This is a genomic window from Shimia biformata (assembly GCF_016888515.1).
Classification (GTDB): domain Bacteria; phylum Pseudomonadota; class Alphaproteobacteria; order Rhodobacterales; family Rhodobacteraceae; genus Shimia_A; species Shimia_A biformata.
This window is the reverse complement of the sequence record NZ_JAFEJK010000002.1, coordinates 37,129-53,324: the sequence shown is the minus strand read 5'-3', so window position 1 is coordinate 53,324 and position 16,196 is coordinate 37,129. Positions and strand designations below refer to the sequence as shown.

15 protein-coding genes are annotated in these 16,196 nt (G+C 61.3%); 7 read left to right on the top strand and 8 right to left on the bottom strand.

The features are described 5' to 3' along the window. Window positions 1–204: 204 nt before the first annotated feature. The 3 genes from JQ863_RS15460 (at window position 205) to JQ863_RS15450 (ending at window position 4,977) form a co-directional block, all read left to right on the top strand. The gene (locus JQ863_RS15460; RefSeq protein WP_204115230.1) at window positions 205–1,854 is read left to right on the top strand and encodes a long-chain-fatty-acid--CoA ligase; all 1,650 of its coding nucleotides are present in this window, start codon (window positions 205–207) and stop codon (window positions 1,852–1,854) included. Window positions 1,855–1,933: 79 nt separating this feature from the next. Next, window positions 1,934–2,758, top strand: a complete 825-nt coding sequence (locus tag JQ863_RS15455; RefSeq protein ID WP_204115229.1) for an IclR family transcriptional regulator — start codon at window positions 1,934–1,936, stop codon at window positions 2,756–2,758. A 272-nt stretch (window positions 2,759–3,030) separates the two neighbouring features. Beyond that, the gene (locus JQ863_RS15450; protein WP_204115228.1) at window positions 3,031–4,977 is read left to right on the top strand and encodes a TonB-dependent receptor domain-containing protein; all 1,947 of its coding nucleotides are present in this window, start codon (window positions 3,031–3,033) and stop codon (window positions 4,975–4,977) included. A 55-nt stretch (window positions 4,978–5,032) separates the two neighbouring features. On the opposite strand, the gene JQ863_RS15445 is transcribed toward JQ863_RS15450, so the two are convergent. From JQ863_RS15445 to JQ863_RS15410, 8 genes are all read right to left on the bottom strand, one after another. Beyond that, entirely contained in the window at window positions 5,033–5,863 is an 831-nt protein-coding gene (locus tag JQ863_RS15445) for a TonB family protein (protein ID WP_204115227.1), read from the bottom strand. 5 nt (window positions 5,864–5,868) lie between these two features. After that, a complete protein-coding gene (locus JQ863_RS15440) occupies window positions 5,869–6,252 on the bottom strand; it encodes an ExbD/TolR family protein (RefSeq protein WP_204115226.1) in 384 nt (127 codons plus the stop codon). Further along, window positions 6,252–6,629, bottom strand: a complete 378-nt coding sequence (locus JQ863_RS15435; protein WP_204115225.1) for an ExbD/TolR family protein — start codon at window positions 6,627–6,629, stop codon at window positions 6,252–6,254. Before JQ863_RS15435 ends, JQ863_RS15440 begins: the two co-directional genes overlap by 1 nt. A 9-nt stretch (window positions 6,630–6,638) precedes the next feature. Continuing rightward, window positions 6,639–7,217, bottom strand: a complete 579-nt coding sequence (locus JQ863_RS19605) for a MotA/TolQ/ExbB proton channel family protein (RefSeq protein ID WP_338055534.1) — start codon at window positions 7,215–7,217, stop codon at window positions 6,639–6,641. A 540-nt stretch (window positions 7,218–7,757) separates the two neighbouring features. Continuing rightward, window positions 7,758–8,510 carry an iron ABC transporter ATP-binding protein gene (locus JQ863_RS15425; RefSeq protein ID WP_204115223.1) on the bottom strand — a complete coding sequence of 251 codons (753 nt, stop codon included), beginning with the start codon at window positions 8,508–8,510 and terminating at the stop codon, window positions 7,758–7,760. Further along, a complete protein-coding gene (locus tag JQ863_RS15420; protein ID WP_204115222.1) occupies window positions 8,507–9,451 on the bottom strand; it encodes an iron chelate uptake ABC transporter family permease subunit in 945 nt (314 codons plus the stop codon). The genes JQ863_RS15425 and JQ863_RS15420 overlap by 4 nt, the downstream gene beginning before the upstream one ends. After that, the gene (locus JQ863_RS15415) at window positions 9,444–10,445 is read right to left on the bottom strand and encodes an ABC transporter permease (RefSeq protein WP_204115221.1); all 1,002 of its coding nucleotides are present in this window, start codon (window positions 10,443–10,445) and stop codon (window positions 9,444–9,446) included. The genes JQ863_RS15420 and JQ863_RS15415 overlap by 8 nt, the downstream gene beginning before the upstream one ends. Before the next feature lie 19 nt (window positions 10,446–10,464). Beyond that, window positions 10,465–11,352 (bottom strand): siderophore ABC transporter substrate-binding protein, encoded by an 888-nt coding sequence (locus tag JQ863_RS15410; RefSeq protein WP_204115220.1) that lies wholly within the window; start codon window positions 11,350–11,352, stop codon window positions 10,465–10,467. 132 nt (window positions 11,353–11,484) lie between these two features. Here JQ863_RS15410 and JQ863_RS15405 point away from each other — a divergent pair, with 132 nt between their 5' ends. From JQ863_RS15405 to JQ863_RS15390, 4 genes are all read left to right on the top strand, one after another. Beyond that, on the top strand, window positions 11,485–11,769 hold the full coding sequence (locus JQ863_RS15405) for a DUF2218 domain-containing protein (RefSeq protein ID WP_204115219.1): 285 nt from the start codon (window positions 11,485–11,487) through the stop codon (window positions 11,767–11,769). Window positions 11,770–12,078: 309 nt separating this feature from the next. Next, the gene (locus JQ863_RS15400) at window positions 12,079–14,508 is read left to right on the top strand and encodes a glycoside hydrolase family 2 protein (RefSeq protein ID WP_204115218.1); all 2,430 of its coding nucleotides are present in this window, start codon (window positions 12,079–12,081) and stop codon (window positions 14,506–14,508) included. A gap of 4 nt (window positions 14,509–14,512) precedes the next feature. After that, window positions 14,513–15,517, top strand: a complete 1,005-nt coding sequence (locus JQ863_RS15395; RefSeq protein ID WP_204115217.1) for a LacI family DNA-binding transcriptional regulator — start codon at window positions 14,513–14,515, stop codon at window positions 15,515–15,517. Window positions 15,518–15,527: 10 nt separating this feature from the next. Further along, a complete protein-coding gene (locus JQ863_RS15390) occupies window positions 15,528–16,193 on the top strand; it encodes a D-lyxose/D-mannose family sugar isomerase (protein WP_204115216.1) in 666 nt (221 codons plus the stop codon). The last annotated feature ends 3 nt before the right edge of the window (window positions 16,194–16,196 follow it).

The following is a 16,196-nucleotide window of genomic DNA, read 5'->3' as shown; positions in this document are numbered from 1 at the left end:
TTTTGCCCTGCGGAAATAGGACGTGACGTCCATTACGGCAAAACCCGAGGAGGACATCCATACGGCGAGGAGGGGCTGGAGTGGGTTGAACCGCGCCAACCTGTTCCGAAACGCCATTTGAAAGATCGGGAAACGCGCTGCGGCAGCCCTGCCAGTAGGAGACCGGGGGCGACCGAAACAACCTGACGTGAAGGAGGAGACAACATGGGCGGCAGACATCCGCACACCACATGGCCCGAAGGGATGGCGCGCAAGCTGACCATCCCCGAACGCAGTATCGACGCCAACATGGAAGAGACCGCAAAGGCCAATCCCGACGGCGGCGCGATCATCTTCCAGGGCAGACATTTCAGCTTTGGCGACATCTGGAGCAAGGTCCAGTCGCTGGCAGGGTTCCTGCAAGCCGACCTGGGGCTGACGAAAGGCGACCGGGTGCTGCTTTTCATGCAGAACAGCCCGCAATTCATCATCTCCTACTACGGCATCCTGCGCGCGGGTGGCGTGGTGGTCCCGGTGAACCCGATGAACCAAAAGGGCGAGTTGCGCTATCTCGTCGACAACACCGGTGCGTCCATCATGGTCGCGGGGCTGGAACTGACCCCGAACGCGGTGCCGCTGCTGGAAGAGGGCGCTCTGCAACACATCATCGGCGCGGCCTATGCCGACATGGGCGATCCCAGCTTCGACATTCCGCTGCCCGCGCCCCTGCCTGACCTCACTGATACCGTGTTCACCGGGCCGGGGTGTTACCGCTTTTCCGATGCCGTCGCCTCTGGCTCAACGCCGCGCCCGCGCGAGACCGGGCCGGACGACCGAGCGGTGATCCCCTTCAGTTCCGGCACCACGGGCCATCCCAAGGGCTGCGTCCACAGCCACCGCACGGTGATGACCACGACCATGGCGACCTCGACCTGGACACCGACGACGCCGGAAAACATCACGCTGGCCACCCTGCCGTTTTTCCACGTGACGGGGATGCAAAGCTCGATGAACGTGCCGATCCTGCGCGGCAGCCCCATCGTAATCCTGACCCGCTGGAATGCGGTTCACGCCGCCAAGCTGATCGAACGTTACAAGGTCACCCACTGGGCGTCGATCGCGACCATGGCAATTGACCTTTTGAACAATGCCGAGGCCGAGAGCTATGACCTCTCAAGCCTCGAGACGATCGGTGGTGGCGGCGCGGCAATGCCGGATGCCATCGCGGTCAAGCTGCGAAATCGAGTTGGGCGTCCTTATCTTGAGGGCTATGGCCTGTCAGAAACAATGGCTGCACTTCATATCAACCCGCCGGACGCGCCGCGTGACCAATGCCTTGGGGTTCCCATCTTCGACGTCGACAGCCGGATCGTTGCACCGGGCACCACGGATGAACTGGACCTTGGCGAGCCGGGCGAGATCGTAACCCACGCACCGCAGGTCTTTCTTGGCTACTGGAACAACGAGGAAGCCACGCGAGACGCCTTTGTCGAGATCGACGGCAAACCCTTCTTCCGCACCGGCGACATCGCCTACCGCGACGCGGACGGCTATTTCTACATGGTCGACCGGGTGAAACGCATGGTCAATGTCTCGGGCTTCAAGGTCTGGCCCGCCGAGGTTGAGGCGATGATGCTGCACCATCCCGGTATTGCCGAAGCCTGTGTCGTCGGCGCCAAGGACGACCGCCGCGGCGAATTCGTGAAAGCCCATGTTGTGCGCCGCAATGGGGCAAATGGCGGACTTTCGGAGCAGGACATCATCGACTGGTGTCGCCACGAGATGGCCGCCTATAAATGCCCGCGACAAGTGGTCTTTGCCGACGCCCTGCCAAAATCAGCAACGGGAAAAGTCCTCTGGAAGGATTTGTCATAGCGCAGTAATGTCAGCCAAATTCCGACAGTCGGAAAAAGCAAACGGGATATGATCCCACCAGCCCGCCGGGAGAACGTGCATGCGCAAGAGAACCGAAACTCCGACCGACACGGATTCTGGCACGGGCGGCGTGGACGACCGGCAGTTCATCACCGCGCTGCATCGTGGACTGGAGGTGCTGCGCGCCTTCCGCCCCGATGACCACGCCGGACTGAGCAATGGCGACCTGTCCGAACGCACTGGATTGCCGAACTCGACCATTTCGCGGCTGACCTACACACTGTTGAAATCGGGTTACCTGATCTATGACACCGATACCGGACGCTACCGCATGGGGGTGCCGGTTCTGAGCCTTGGATATGCCTGCCTCAGCGGGCTGACGGTGCGTGAAGCGGCCCAGAACTACATGCGCGAACTGGCCAGCCATTGCGGAGAGGGGGTTCAGGTCGCCCTTGGCGGGCGGGTCGATTACACCATGATCTATCTTGCCACGGCGCGGTCGCGCGGGGTGATCTCTTTGCAGCTGGATGTGGGGTCGCGCATCTCGCTGGCGCGTTCGGCGATGGGACGGGCCTATATCGCCGCCGCCGAACCGGAAGAACGCGACGAAATCCTGGCCGCAGTCGAGGAAAACGCCGGGCCCGAGAAATGGCCGGAACTGAAAGCGGGGATCGATCAGGCCGCGGAAGAGATCGCGACGCGCGGGTTTTACGCCAACCTTGGCGACTGGCAGCCGCATGTGCATTCGGTCGCCGTGCCCTTCCGCAGCCACCAGCGCGACGTTCCATTGATGGCATTCAACCTTGGTGGACCATCGAACTACCTGCCCAAGGAAAAGCTGATCGAAGATTTCGGGCCGCGCCTGCGCGACCTCGCATCAATGCTGACCAAAAGCACGATCTAGCGTCGGGTCCAATGGATTGCGCATCGTGAGAGATGCAGGTCTGCCGTCCGCGTTCCAAAAGACGCGGCCCCCTTTCACCTTTCGCACCATCGTTTCATTGACCTTCTCAAACCACCTGCGGCCTTTTTGCCATAGGTTCGAGAGCGGATTGTTCTCGGCCTCAAATTTAATTGAGTAAATTAGTCAACATTGATACCTCACCCGCAGCCAAGGCGTTGATTGTCTTTATCAATCCCTTCAGCCAAATCCAAAAACTTACTGAGGGACTCGGAATGAAAATCTCGCTTCGGGGGGCGCTACTGCTTGGCGCGTCCTTTGCTTTCGTAGGCGCGGCACAGGCCGACACGGAAGAAGAACCGCATCAATTGGACGAAATCAGGATCGAACAGGCTGACGCCCAACAGGTCCTCGGCAACCTCGGCATCGAAACCGAAGACATCGCACGCCGCAACCCGGCGACCATCACCGAGGTCTTTGATGGTGAATCCGCGATCAATACAAGCGGCGGTGCCGCCATTGCCAAGAAGGTCTTTGTCAACGGGGTCGAAGAGAGCCTGCTGAGCGTCACCATCGATGGCGCCCGCCAGAACAAGTCGGCTTTTCATCACACAGGCAATGTCCTGATTGACCCGGCGCTTCTGAAATCCGTCGAGGTCAGTTCCGGGCTTGCCCCGGCGGATGCCGGACCGGGCGGATTGGGCGGGTCGCTGGCCTATACCACCAAGGACGCGCGCGATCTTTTGGAACCGGGCGACGACTTCGGTGGGCGCGCCTCAGTTATGGCAGGCAGCAATGGCGCCGGGCTGCGCGGCAATCTTGCGCTTTATGGGCAGTCTGGCGGGCTGGACTATCTGTTCAGTGCCACCAGACACAAGGGCGAGGACTACAAGGACGGCGACGGCGTCGTCGTGGAGGGTACCAACCCCGATCTGACCGATTACATGGGCAAACTGTCCTACACCACAGAGAACGGCCACCGCATCGCCCTGTCCGCATCACTGACCGAGGATACCGGGCTGAGAACCGCGCAGGCGGGACCTGGGGGATTGCTGTTCACGCGCCCCGATTTCGCCGGGCTGACCAACGGGCCCAGCGTGCTGATCCCTGGCTATGCGCGGCGCAGCTCCTATGCACTGACCTATACCAAGGACAACCCAGACGACTGGTTCGACCCGTTCTTCCAACTGGCCTATAACGAACAGGAAACCGACGCAGGTGGAGTCGAGGGCATCAACACAAGCCTCAGCGGTACGTTCAAGAACACCTTTCAACTGGGCAATGGCACGCTAACCGCCGGGATCGACTTTTTCGATGAAGACGCCGAGGGATTCACCGACGCGCCGTTCAACTTCACCGGAATGGAGCGCCTTCGAAACATCGGTCTTTTTGCACAGGCACGGCAGGATCTGACGGATGCGGTTTCGGTCAGCTACGGGGCGCGTTACGACCATCAGAATTTCGATGGAGCGGACGGGTCTCAGTTTGTCGACAGCGGTCTCAGCGGCAATGCCGCGATTGATGTACGGCTGACAGACACCCTGACGCTGAACGCGGGTGTGGCTTCGACTTTTGGCGGCTATAATCTGGGCGAGGCGGCGCTGGTCAACTTCTTCACGCCCTGGGATTACACCGGGTTCACGTCTTCGCGCAGCAACAGCGCCCGCATCGGTCTGCGCTTTGACAATGGCAACTGGGTTGCCAATGGCGCGGTGTTTCACACCCAGATCGACGATCTTGCCGCGGTGCTTCCCACCGCTGGTGCACGAGGCGAGATCACTGACCTGACATCGCAAGGCTTCGATGGGTCGCTTGGGTATTTCTGGGATAGTGGGTTTGCACGTGTGAAATACACCTTCTCGGATGTTCAGTCCGAAGGCGCACCGATCAGTTCGACAGCCTATTATCTGGGTCGGCCAATGGGCCATATCTTTGCGCTCGAGACCGCATGGCAGCCGGCCTTCGGCTGGACCGTCGGGGGCACGGCCCAGATCGCACCCGAATATGCAGAGGCTGACCTTGACGCCTATGCGGTGTTCAACGCCTTTGTCGAATATGTCCCGCCGCAACTGGACAACCTTCGCCTTAGGCTGGATGTGCGCAACCTGTTTGACGAGACCTATGTCGCGCGGGGCAGCGATGCCGCCGGGCAGGTGGGGCGACCTATCCCGCTGAACGAACCGGGCCGCACCATAATGTTGGCCGCCAATGTGACATTCTGAAACCAGACGCTAAAACTGCGCGGGCCTCTTCGGAGGCCCGTGTTTTGCCCGGCGCTTAACGTGCGAAGCCGATCGGCAAGGAAAAGGTGTATTGCGTCTTGGTCAATTCTTTTGGCGCCTTGGCAAACTTGCCAGCCCGCTTCACGGCAGCCAGCGCCGCCTGATCGAGCTTTGGGTCGCCGGAGGACTTGCGCAGGCTAACCGACAACAACCGCCCGTCTCGTGACACCACCAACCCGACCACCACACGTCCGGTCGCACGGGTGCCCGATGGGTAACGTTTGGCCCTTTCGATCCGGTTTCGGACCTTTGCCCCCCAGACCGCCAGCGCCTTGTCCTGCTGCCCTTTTGAGGCGGTCTTGACCGATGATGCCCCGTTTTGACCTGCGCTTTGCGACCCACCCTGTCCCGCCGCCTTTTGCGCCGCACGGCCCGCGCTGGCAGATTGCGGCTTTTCTGCAGGCTGCGCCTTTGGTTTTGGCGGGTCGGCTTGGGGTTTCGGTAGTTGCGGTGCTTCCTCGACCGATGCACCGGGCGGTTGCGGGGCTTGCGTATCCACTTCCGGCAGTTTCGGCGACGTCGCAGCCTCTTGCGTTGTCAGCCGGGCATTTGCGCGAGGGGCGGTGGGCAGGTCCACCGCGACCCTGTCAGGTGTGGTCTGGTCGACCGTTGGCACCAAGGGTTCGGCCATTTCGACGACCTGTTGCGCGTCTGGCGGGCGGTCCCATTGGGCAACCATCGTCTCGATCTGGGCAGCTGCGGCCCGAACGGACACCAGCGCCTCGCCGCCTGTGCCGCCCGCTTCAGCCCCACCTTTCAGGACCTCCCCCATCGCCAACACGTGCAACGCAAGCGCAAGCGCGGCAAAGGTGGTTTTCTCGGCCACGGCCCTCATCGCGCGGTCACCACCAGTTCGACTCGCGACAGACCCGCCGCGGCAAGACGCGACAAGATGGCCGCCAGTCTCGTTGCCTCGATGTTGGCGTCCGCTGTCAGAAGCACCTGGGGATCAGCCTGTGCCATCCGCGCAGCTTCAATCAGCGCCCCGTCGCCGGTGAAATCTTGGAAATAGAGCTGCCCGCCTGTGTCGACGTGGATCCTGACCTCGGCCAAGGGGTCGGTGGACTGCCCGGCCGAGGGCGGCCTCACGTCAACCGGGGCCGGCTGGGTCAGCTCCGATGTCATCAGGAAAAAGATCAGAAGCAAAAAGACGACGTTTATCATCGGCACGATGGACTCGGACCGCGGACGTTTCGGAGGCGGCGCGAAATCCATCACTCGACCAGCACCAGATTGGTCATCCCCGCCCCCCTGAGCGCGTCCGAGACATCGACAATCCGCTGCAATGTTGCCCCCTCGCGCCCGCGCAGAATCAACATGTCCTGCGGCGCCGACATCAGGTCAGCAACATACGCGGGCAGTTCGGCCAGAGCCACCTCAACCCCGTTCAACTTGACCGTGGCCGGAGAGACCTCGATCAGGCGCGGTGGCCCCTGGTAAGCCCCGCCGTTACCGGCCAGCGGGACTGGCAGAACCTGCTCTGCACCGAATCGCGATGCCAGCATGAAAAAGACCAGAAGCAGAAAAACCACGTCGATCATGGGGGTCAGGCTGGGTCGCCGTCTTGGACGGTCCTGAACAAGGTTGAACATTGCCGGTCCTCATTCCGCCGCAGCCGCCAGTTTCGGCCTGGTCGGAGGTTTAGGGGCAATGAAGATGCGGGTTGCAGCGTCTTCCACGTCGCGGCGCATCCGGTCGATGACCGCCTCGAACCAACTAAGCGCGACAGAGGCCGGGATCGCCACGGCCATGCCTGCGGCGGTGGTCAGAAGCGCCTCCCAGATACCGCCGGCCAAGAGTGCTGGATCCGCGCGAGAGCCAGCCTCTTGCAAGGCCTTGAACGCGGCGATCATGCCCAGCACCGTGCCCAGAAGCCCCAGCAACGGCGCGATCGTGGCGATCAGTTCAAGCGCACGGAGCCCCGTGCTGGCCTCGGCAAGTTCCTTGCGCGCCACGCGTCCGGTTTCGGCACGTGCGTCATCATCACCAAGATCCCGGCGGGCGCCGATTGCCGCGCTGACCACCTTCGAGCGCACCCCCGGCCGACCGGCAACCTGGGCAAGTGCCTCGGTTGGGCTGCCATCCTGATAAAGGCGCACCGCTTGTAGCGCGCGCCCCTTCGACCAGGCCCCAACCAGGGCGAGGCGCCAGATCTTCCAAAGGATCAGGGTCAAGGTCACTACTGACAGGGCCGAAATCGCCCAGATCGACGGACCCCCATTGCGCAGAAAAGCAACCGTGTTCCGGGCGGCCGTCTGCGAAAAAGACACTGGGACGGCGTGCATTTCGCCAGGCACCGTGCCGGCTGGAGTGTCGGGGAACCGGGCCCCGTCGTCCTGGCCAGCGGTGGCTTCCCCTGGGGTCTCTGCGTGATGCTCTGTCGGGCTGACGTTTTCAGCAGGCGCAGCCATAGTCGGCGAAGGCATCGGGGGCGCGTCAGGTGCGCCGAAACTCGCAATGGGCGGTTGCGAAGAGAGGGGCACTTGCCCAGCCTCCTGCCCTACCTCCTGCGCGGCTGCCCCGCCGACCGATACGAGCGTGACGATCAGAGCAATAAATGCCAGGGCGCAATCACGCGCTTTCCCGGTTTGGCTGCGAACCTGCACAAAATCTTGTTTTGTCATCAAGCCTTCCCCCGTATCCATGGCCTTCGGCAGCGTGGTTTCCGATCCGGGCTTATCTTTCCTGATTATTTTTGTCAACTATTGCTGACATCCATTTCAAACCTGCACCAGCGGCCTGTCGCCGACCCGGATAACCGGGGCCTTGGTACCGAACACCTTTGCCACCATCTGGCTGGTCACAACCGTCGACGGTGGCCCCATCGCCCCGATCCGACCCGCGGTCAGAGCGACAAGAAAGTCGGCATAACCACAGGCAAAATTGAGATCATGCAAAACGACAACGATGCTGCGATTGTTGACCTCGGCCAGGTCCCGCAACCGCGCCATCAGCGACCGGCTGGCGGCGATATCAAGATTGTTCAGCGGTTCGTCCAAAAGCAGGTAGTCGGTGTCCTGCGCAAAAGCCATTGCGATCAGCGACCGCTGCCTCTGACCGCCAGACAAGGTGTCCAGCGGGCGATGCTGCAGCGGCTCAAGGTCAAAGGCTTCGATCGCAGCGTCTACTTTCCGGCGATCGTCAACACCTGGCCGCCCCTTGTGATGCGGAAAACGGCCGAAACCGATCAGTTCGCGAACGGTCAACCGGGGCGCAATGTCGTCGGATTGCGGCAGGATCGCCAACTTGCGCGCCAGAATATCCGAGGCACACTGGCCAACGACCAGATCATCCACCGTGATCCTTCCGGTCTGGATCGGGATCAGTCGCGCGATCAAGGACAACAGGGTCGATTTCCCCGCCCCGTTTGGCCCAACAAGGGCACTAATGCCGCCGCGCGGCAGGTCCAAAGAGATATCGGACAGGATGTGCTGCTCTCCGATCCGATACGAAAGCCCGTCCACCCTGATCATCTGCGCAGTCCTTTCAGAAGCAGTCCGAGAAACACCAATCCGCCCACGAAATCCACGACCACAGACAGCGGCGTCGCCAGGGACAGGACACGTTCCATGATGGTTTGTCCGGCCACCAGGACGATGGCCGAAATCATCGCCGCTGCGGGCAGGATCACAGCATGATGCGCGCTGGGTGTGACAAGATGGGCAAGGCTGACAACCAGCAGGCCAAGGAACACCACCGGCCCGACCAGTGCGGTCGAGACCGACACCAGAACCGCAATCAATGTCAGGACCACCAACTGTCCGCGGCGCGGATCAACGCCCAGATTGACTGCGGCCTTCGGACCAAGCGCCAGCACGTCAAGCTGGTGCCGCAAACGCCATGCGACAATCAGGCAGCCCGCAACCAGCAGGCTGGCAATCGCCAGAAGATCGGTCTCGATCCGGGTGAAGCGCGCGTATGAACTGACCTGAACGATGGCAAATTCGTTCGGGTCGATCAGGCGCTGGAAGAACCCGGTGACCGAGGAAAACAGCGTACCAAAGATGATACCGGTCAGGATCAGGCGCATCAGGTCCCCCTGCGCCCGGCCAAGGAGCGTGCCGAACAGGAGCAGCGACGCCCCCACCAGCAGTACGACGTTGAACAGGAACAGAACCTGCGGCGGAAGGTCCAGATATGCCTGCCCACCAAAGCCATAGACCACCCCGGTCAGAAGCAGCACGTAAAGCGCGTCGAACCCCATGATAGACGGGGTCAGGATGCGATTGCGGGTGATGGTCTGGAACAGCACGGTCGAGGTCGAGATTGCAACCCCCACCAACAGGAGCGCCACCAGTTTCGCGCCCCTGAACGGAAGGACAAAGCCCCAGTTCCCGCCTGCGCCAAGGGTCATGTAGAGAACGGCGGCGACCAGAAGCAGCCCCGCCGTCGGAATCAGGCGGCGCTCAGCCATGACGCGGCGCCCGGTAGAGAAGCCACAGGAATAGCGCCGCTCCGACAATGCCAAAAACCGTGCCGACTGGGATTTCATAAGGGGCGCGCAGGATACGGCCCAGCATGTCCGACACCAGAACCAGCCCCGCCCCCATCAGTGCGGTGACGGGAAGCGTTAACCGCAGGTTGTCACCCCATAATCGCGCTACGATATTGGGCACGACAAGGCCGACGAACGGGATCATCCCAATCGTCACCACGGTAAGCGCCGTCACGACCGAGATCGCCACCAATCCAATCAGAACCACCTGCCCGTAGTTCAGACCAAGGTTCACGCTGACCGTCCGCCCCATCCCGACAATGGCGAACTGATCGGCGGCGAGATAGGCCAGTCCCGCAACCAAAGCGGCGATCCACAGCAATTCGTAGCGTCCTCTCAGAACCCCCGAGAACTCGCCACTCATCCAGACGCCGACATATTGCAACAGGTCGACCTGGTAGGCGATGAAGGTCACAACCGCCCCCAGAACACCGCCATAAACCAGCCCGACCAGCGGGATCAGCAAAGGCTGGGTTGGCGGCAGGCGGCGCACGATGGCCAGGAACACAAGAGAACTGACCAGTGCGGTGGCCGAGGCGACGGCCATTTTCGCAAAAAGCGGTGCCGTCGGCAGAAGAAATGTGACCGCAAGGATGCCCAGCGCCGCGCCTTGCCCGGTGCCCGCTGTCATCGGTTCGACAAAGCGGTTGCGCACCAGCATTTGCATCAGCGTACCCGCCACGGCCAGCGACGCCCCGGTGATAAGCGCCGCTGCGGTCCGGGGCCAGCGGCTCAGCGCAATCAGGCGCAACGCTTCGGGATCCTGGATCAGGTCGCGGGGTCCAAGGTCGATCACGCCTATGAACAGCGACAGAACCGAAACAAGGGCAAGCAGAGGCAATCCGATCCGCAACGCGCGTGTCCGCGCGACCCGGATGCGGTCGCTGCCTTCTGTTCCGGTCTCTTGCCGCATGACAGACCCCAAGCCAGGATCAATCCGCCAACGCGGTCGCAATCTGGTCAAACGTATGGATCAATGCCTGATAGCCGCCGCCTGCGACATAGATCCGGGCGCTGTCGAGATAGATCACTTTGCCCGATTTCCAGGCATTGGTTTCCTGAACCAGCGCATTGTCCAGAGTCACCGATGCGGCCTCGCCCGGCTGACCGATGGCGGCCTGCCGGTCGATCACAAGCAGGATGTCGGGGTTGGCGTCGCGGATGAATTCAAAGCTGATCGCCTCGCCATGCGGCGTATCCTGCATGCCGTCGATTGCCTCTGCCAGCCCCAGTTCAGTGTGGATCCAGCCAAACCGCCCGGCCGCGCCATAGGCCGAGATCTTGGGGCCATTTGTCATCACGATCATCGCCTTGCCCTTGCCGGTTGAGGCGTTGCGAGCGGCGGCCAGCTTTGTCTCAAACACGTCCTTCAATTCTGCCGCTTCGGTTTCTTTCCCGAAAATCGCGCCATAGGCAGAGAGCCGGGCCAGCGACTGCCCAACCGTGTCTTCCCAGATCGTCATGTCCAGAGTTGGTGCCAGTTTCGACAGGTCGGGTATTGCGGCTTGCGACCGCCCCCCGGCGATGATCAGGTCGGGGCGCAGCGCGGCAATTTTCTCGTAATCCGGTTCAAACAGGGATCCGACCTTTTCCGCCCCTTCGACGGCCTGATCGAGGTAGTCGACATAAAGCGGTCCCACAATCCCATCCACAGCAACGCCCAGCGCCGCAAGCGTGTCAATGGCGGGGATGTCGAGGACGACAACCTTGCCCGGAGCCACCGGCGCGTCAATGACGCCGGCATGGGTCTCAACCGATACGGATTGTGCAGTTGCTGAGGACGCAAAAATCGAAATGGCAATGGCCAACCAGCGGAACATCGAAAACTCCTGTTTCCCGCATGGCGTGCCCGAAGGCTGGCTTTGCATGTGTGATTTGCGACTTGATTATGGGGGATTTTTCGGCAAGTCCAGAGAGAAGTTGAAACTCACGCAATAGACGGATTGACCCAAATGCAAGAGCTGACAGGCACATTTGCCACCCCGAACGGATCGAAATACCTGCAACAGCTTTGCAAGCATTTTTCTCATAAAATCAATGTCGAATACAGCGAAACCGAAGGCGTTTGCAGCTTTCCGATGGGGCAAGCATTCCTGTCGGCCGATGCCGACGGTCTGACCGTCCGTTTCGAGTTGGAAGACGCCGAAACCGTGGATCGGGCTCGGTCTGTTATCGATTCTCACCTTGCCCGATTCGCCTTTCGCGAGAATTTCGAAACGATGGCCTGGAGCGATTGACACCCCGGTCATCGGCGAATTCGACTTCTTTGAAAACCGGGCAGATGGCTGGATCGGAAGATAAAAGAGGGGCGAAAAAGGACACCGTCCTGCCCCCCTTCAAGGCCACGCCATATACTTTCCAAGAAATTACGCAGTGAACGGGGCATTTGTTGTATCCCGGGCAGTCGGTATGCCCCACAGCAGGTTCCGAAATTGCGGCGCGCAATCGATTGTCCTTGACTGGTTTAACGATTGCGCAATATGACGGACAAGCACCTGCCCAGGACTGTGCAGAGGCGATTTTAGACATGTTCAAGGATGGCTTTCGTGACCGTTTCATCGACAACGTTGCCCCTCAGCGATGGCTGGACCCTTTCGCTGGTGGGGAGCGACATCGTGGCTCCGTTCCCGGTGCCGGGCGACGTCCACTCGGCACTGTTGGCAGAAGGGCTGATCCCCGATCCCTATTGGCGCGACACCGAACCTGACCTTGACTGGGTGCATCAATCGGAATGGCTGGCCGAGACCCGGTTCAACGTCGGTCCTTTGGCTGGCGGGCGTTATGTGCTGACGCTGACATCGGTCGATACCCATGCGACAATCCGATTGAACGGCCAAGAGATCGGACGCTGCGAAAACCAGTTCCTGCGGTATGATTTCGACGTGAGTGACGCCTTGATCGACGGCGAGAACCTGTTGCAGGTGCATTTCCTGTCAAACAGCAGGATCGCCGCAGAAAAAGCGGCGGCGTCGGACATCCCGATCCCCTATATCGCTCAGAATAATCGGCTGGCGCATTACAACTTCCTGCGCAAGACCCAGTGCCACGCCGGATGGGACTGGAACATCGCGCTGTCGCCCATCGGCATCTATGGCGATGTCACCCTGCGTCGCTGCGATCCCTTGCGTCTTGACGACGTGGTGGTCCGGCAGGATCACGGTCAGGATGGTTCGGTCACGGTTTCGGTGGAACTGTTCTTTGACGCCAATGCCGCCACCACCGCCGAAGCTGAAATCGAGATTGACGGCCAGACCATCCGCGCCGGCAAACAGGTCTGGCCGGGTCAGAACCGGATCACCCTGTCGGCCAGGATCGACGATCCGGTGCTGTGGTGGCCTGCCGGTGCAGGGGGCCAGCATCGCTATGACCTGGGCATTCGCCTTGGCAACGAGGCGCGGCACGTCAAGCTGGGCCTGCGCGACGTGGCACTGGACACCTCACCTGACGAGGTCGGCAACCGCTTTGCTTTCAGGGTCAATGGCCGTGATATCTTTATGCGCGGCGCGAACTGGATTCCTGCAGACGCCCTGCCGCAAAGGGCCACGCCCGAGGCCACCCGCGACCTGCTGCAATCGGCCGTGGATGCCAATATGAACATGATCCGTGTCTGGGGTGGCGGCCAGTACGAGGCGGACTGGTTTTACGAATTGTGCGACGAATTGGGCCTGATGGTCTGGCAGGATTTCATGTTCGCCTGCAACAGCTATCCCGCGCATCAACGCGACTGGCTGGACCTCGTCCGGCGCGAAGCGCGCCAACAGATTCGTCGGCTATCGCGTTTTGCCTGTCTTGCGCTGTGGTGTGGCGACAATGAACTGGTGGGCGCGCTTGGCTGGTTTGATGAGACCCGCGCCAACCGCGACCGATACCTTGCGATCTATGACCGGTTGAACCACGCGCTGGAAGAGGCGATCGAGGATGAGGCCCCCGGTGTTCCCTTCTGGCCATCCTCTCCTTCGGTCGGTCGTCTGGATTTCGGCGACGGCTGGCACGTCGACACCTCGGGCGACATGCATTTCTGGGATGTCTGGCACTCGGCCCGCGAGTTCGAGCATTACCGCAGCGTGCGCCCACGGTTTGCCTCCGAATTCGGGTTCCAGTCCTTTCCGTCGATGCAAGTGATCGAAGGCTTCACCGACCCCGCCGACCGCAACGTATCGTCCCGCGTAATGGAGGTGCATCAGCGCAACGCAGGCGGCAATGCCCGGATCGTCGAAACGCTGCAGCGCTATTTCCGCTTTCCCGACCGGTTCGACGACATGGTCTATCTCAGCCAGGTCAGTCAGGGTCTTGCGATGAAGACCGCGATCGAGTTCTGGCGGGCAAACGCCCCCCGCTGCATGGGAACACTTTTCTGGCAGTTGAACGACACCTGGCCGGTGGCAAGCTGGTCCAGCCTGGAATATGGCGGGGCGTGGAAATGCACCCACTATCTGGCGCGACGGTTTCTGGCTCCGGTGCTGGTCACCGCACAACCCGACGATGCGACGGGCGAGGTGGTGCTTTTTGGCGTGAACGACACGGCCGACACCGTGACCCTGAACATAACCACACGAGCCGTTCATGTGTCCGGGGTGATCGACGCGCTGGTGCCTGCCAACGCAGCGCTGCCGCCGGGCCGCGCGACCGAGGTCATGCGCCTTGCGCCCGGCACCTTGGCCGATGACGCCTTCCTGCATTTCGACTGGACCGACAAGACGGGCGTGCATGTCGGAGAGAACGAGTATCTGCCAAAACGCCCGAAAGACTATGACCTTGGTCAGCCGAAGATTGACGTGTCACGGGACGGGGATCAGATTACGCTGACAAGCGACCGCCCTGCCCTGTTTGTCACCCATGATCACGGGGGGCGGGCGGTTTACGACGACAATTGCTTGACCCTGATGCCGGGGCGCTCACGAACCATCCGGGTTCTTCGACACAGGGGGGCCGATCCCTCCCGCAACCCTGCCCCAATCCAGGTGTTGAAGGGGTAAATTCATGCCAAAACAGAAGCATGTGACTTTGAAATCCATCGCTGACGAGTTGGGGGTTTCGGTGACCACCGTCACCCGAGCCCTGCAGGGCAGCGGCCGGATCGGAGCCGAAACCGTCGCGCGTGTGAACGAGGCCGCCGACCGGTTGGGCTATGTCCGCAATCTGGACGCGGTGAAGCTGCGCACAGGCCAATCCTTTGTGATTATGACCTTCCTCAGCTTCCCCACCGAAGAAGAGATCGGAGACTCCGGGTCGGTGGGCCTGTTGAACGGTATCCACAAGCGCCTTGCCGGGTCGGATTACGCGGTGCGCGCCACGCCGGTTACGATGGACGAAACCGGGCTTGAGGCGATCAAACGGGCGGTGAAGGGCCGCAATGCCGACGGGATCATCCTGGACCACACCACGCCCGAGGACGCCCGTGTCGCATACCTGATGCGGGCCGACATCCCGTTTGTGACCTTTGGGAGAACCGACATCGCGGCGCGCCACGCGTATTTCGACCTCGACAACGAAGACGCCGCCTATCAGGGCACCAAGGCGATGATCGACCGGGGTTATCGCCGGATCGCGCTGCTTGAGGGGGACGCCCGGTATTCCTTTGTGTCGCAGCGCCTTGCCGGGTACGCCCGTGCGCTGGACGAAGCGGATTTGTCCTTTGACCCCGCATTGGTGCGTCATGTGGGGCTTGAGCCGACCGTGGCGACAGAAGCGGCCCGAAACCTGCTGACACAGGGCGCGGACGCCTTTGTCTGCGTGAATGAACTGGTGTTTTTCGGGGCCCGCGCCGGGGTTCAGCAGGTGCTGGGGCCGAAGGCCGGTGATGTCGGTTTTTCAATGCGCACCGGCACCAACCTCGCGGCCTATGTCGGCTCACCTGTATCTGCCTCTTACTACTCCCGCATGGAAGCAGGCTACCAATTGGCGGACCTGCTGATGAAACGGATCGACGGGGCCGCCGTTAAGAACTGTCAGATCACCGCCCGCACCGTGTTGCGGAACTACTGAAAGGACCGTCATGAAACGCTCTCTGGTCAACCAGATCCTCGCCGAAAGCGATGCCTTCATCCGCAGCTTTGGCCAGATCCTGCCGCCCTTTGCCTATTGGAGCCCGGATGAGATGCGTGCCGACCACGCCGCCACGATCCGCGCGCGCGGACTGGGGTGGGACATCACCGATTACGGGCAGGGAAAATTCGACGAACTTGGCCTTTTCCTGTTCACCACCCGCAATGGCACCCTGTCCGACCTGACCACAGGGCGCGGCATGCTCTATGCCGAGAAGGTCATGATCTCGCGTCAGAACCAGCTGTCGCCGATGCACCGCCACAATATCAAGGCCGAAGACATCATCAACGCTGGAGGGGGTGAATTGATCATCGAATTGTTCGCGCCGGCCGCTGACGGATCGATCGACCGAAACGCCAAGGTCACCGTGCCCAGTGACGGGGTCGAGGTGACGCTGGACGCGGGCGGTCTCTTGCGGCTGGCACCAGGTCAGAGCGTCACGCTTTTGCCAGGGGTCTGGCATGCATTCTGGGCGGAAAAGGGGGATTGTCTGATCCGAGAAGTCTCGACCGTGAATGACGACCGCACCGACAATGTCTTTGAGATGCCGATTGGGCGGTTCTCGTCGATTGACGAGGATGTCGCGCCGACACACCTTCTAGTCTCGGACTACTGAGGC

Excerpts from the sequence above, each read along its gene's own strand:
- JQ863_RS15395 (WP_204115217.1), top strand. The coding sequence starts at position 14,513 with ATGCCAAAACAGAAGCATGTGACTTTGAAATCCATCGCTGACGAGTTG.
- JQ863_RS15390 (WP_204115216.1), top strand. The coding sequence starts at position 15,528 with ATGAAACGCTCTCTGGTCAACCAGATCCTCGCCGAAAGCGATGCCTTC.
- JQ863_RS15405 (WP_204115219.1), top strand. The coding sequence starts at position 11,485 with ATGCAAGAGCTGACAGGCACATTTGCCACCCCGAACGGATCGAAATAC.
- JQ863_RS15440 (WP_204115226.1), bottom strand. The coding sequence starts at position 6,252 with ATGGATTTCGCGCCGCCTCCGAAACGTCCGCGGTCCGAGTCCATCGTG.
- JQ863_RS15410 (WP_204115220.1), bottom strand. The coding sequence starts at position 11,352 with ATGTTCCGCTGGTTGGCCATTGCCATTTCGATTTTTGCGTCCTCAGCA.
- JQ863_RS15435 (WP_204115225.1), bottom strand. The coding sequence starts at position 6,629 with ATGTTCAACCTTGTTCAGGACCGTCCAAGACGGCGACCCAGCCTGACC.
- JQ863_RS15460 (WP_204115230.1), top strand. The coding sequence starts at position 205 with ATGGGCGGCAGACATCCGCACACCACATGGCCCGAAGGGATGGCGCGC.
- JQ863_RS15450 (WP_204115228.1), top strand. The coding sequence starts at position 3,031 with ATGAAAATCTCGCTTCGGGGGGCGCTACTGCTTGGCGCGTCCTTTGCT.
- JQ863_RS15420 (WP_204115222.1), bottom strand. The coding sequence starts at position 9,451 with ATGGCTGAGCGCCGCCTGATTCCGACGGCGGGGCTGCTTCTGGTCGCC.
- JQ863_RS15415 (WP_204115221.1), bottom strand. The coding sequence starts at position 10,445 with ATGCGGCAAGAGACCGGAACAGAAGGCAGCGACCGCATCCGGGTCGCG.
- JQ863_RS15425 (WP_204115223.1), bottom strand. The coding sequence starts at position 8,510 with ATGATCAGGGTGGACGGGCTTTCGTATCGGATCGGAGAGCAGCACATC.
- JQ863_RS15455 (WP_204115229.1), top strand. The coding sequence starts at position 1,934 with ATGCGCAAGAGAACCGAAACTCCGACCGACACGGATTCTGGCACGGGC.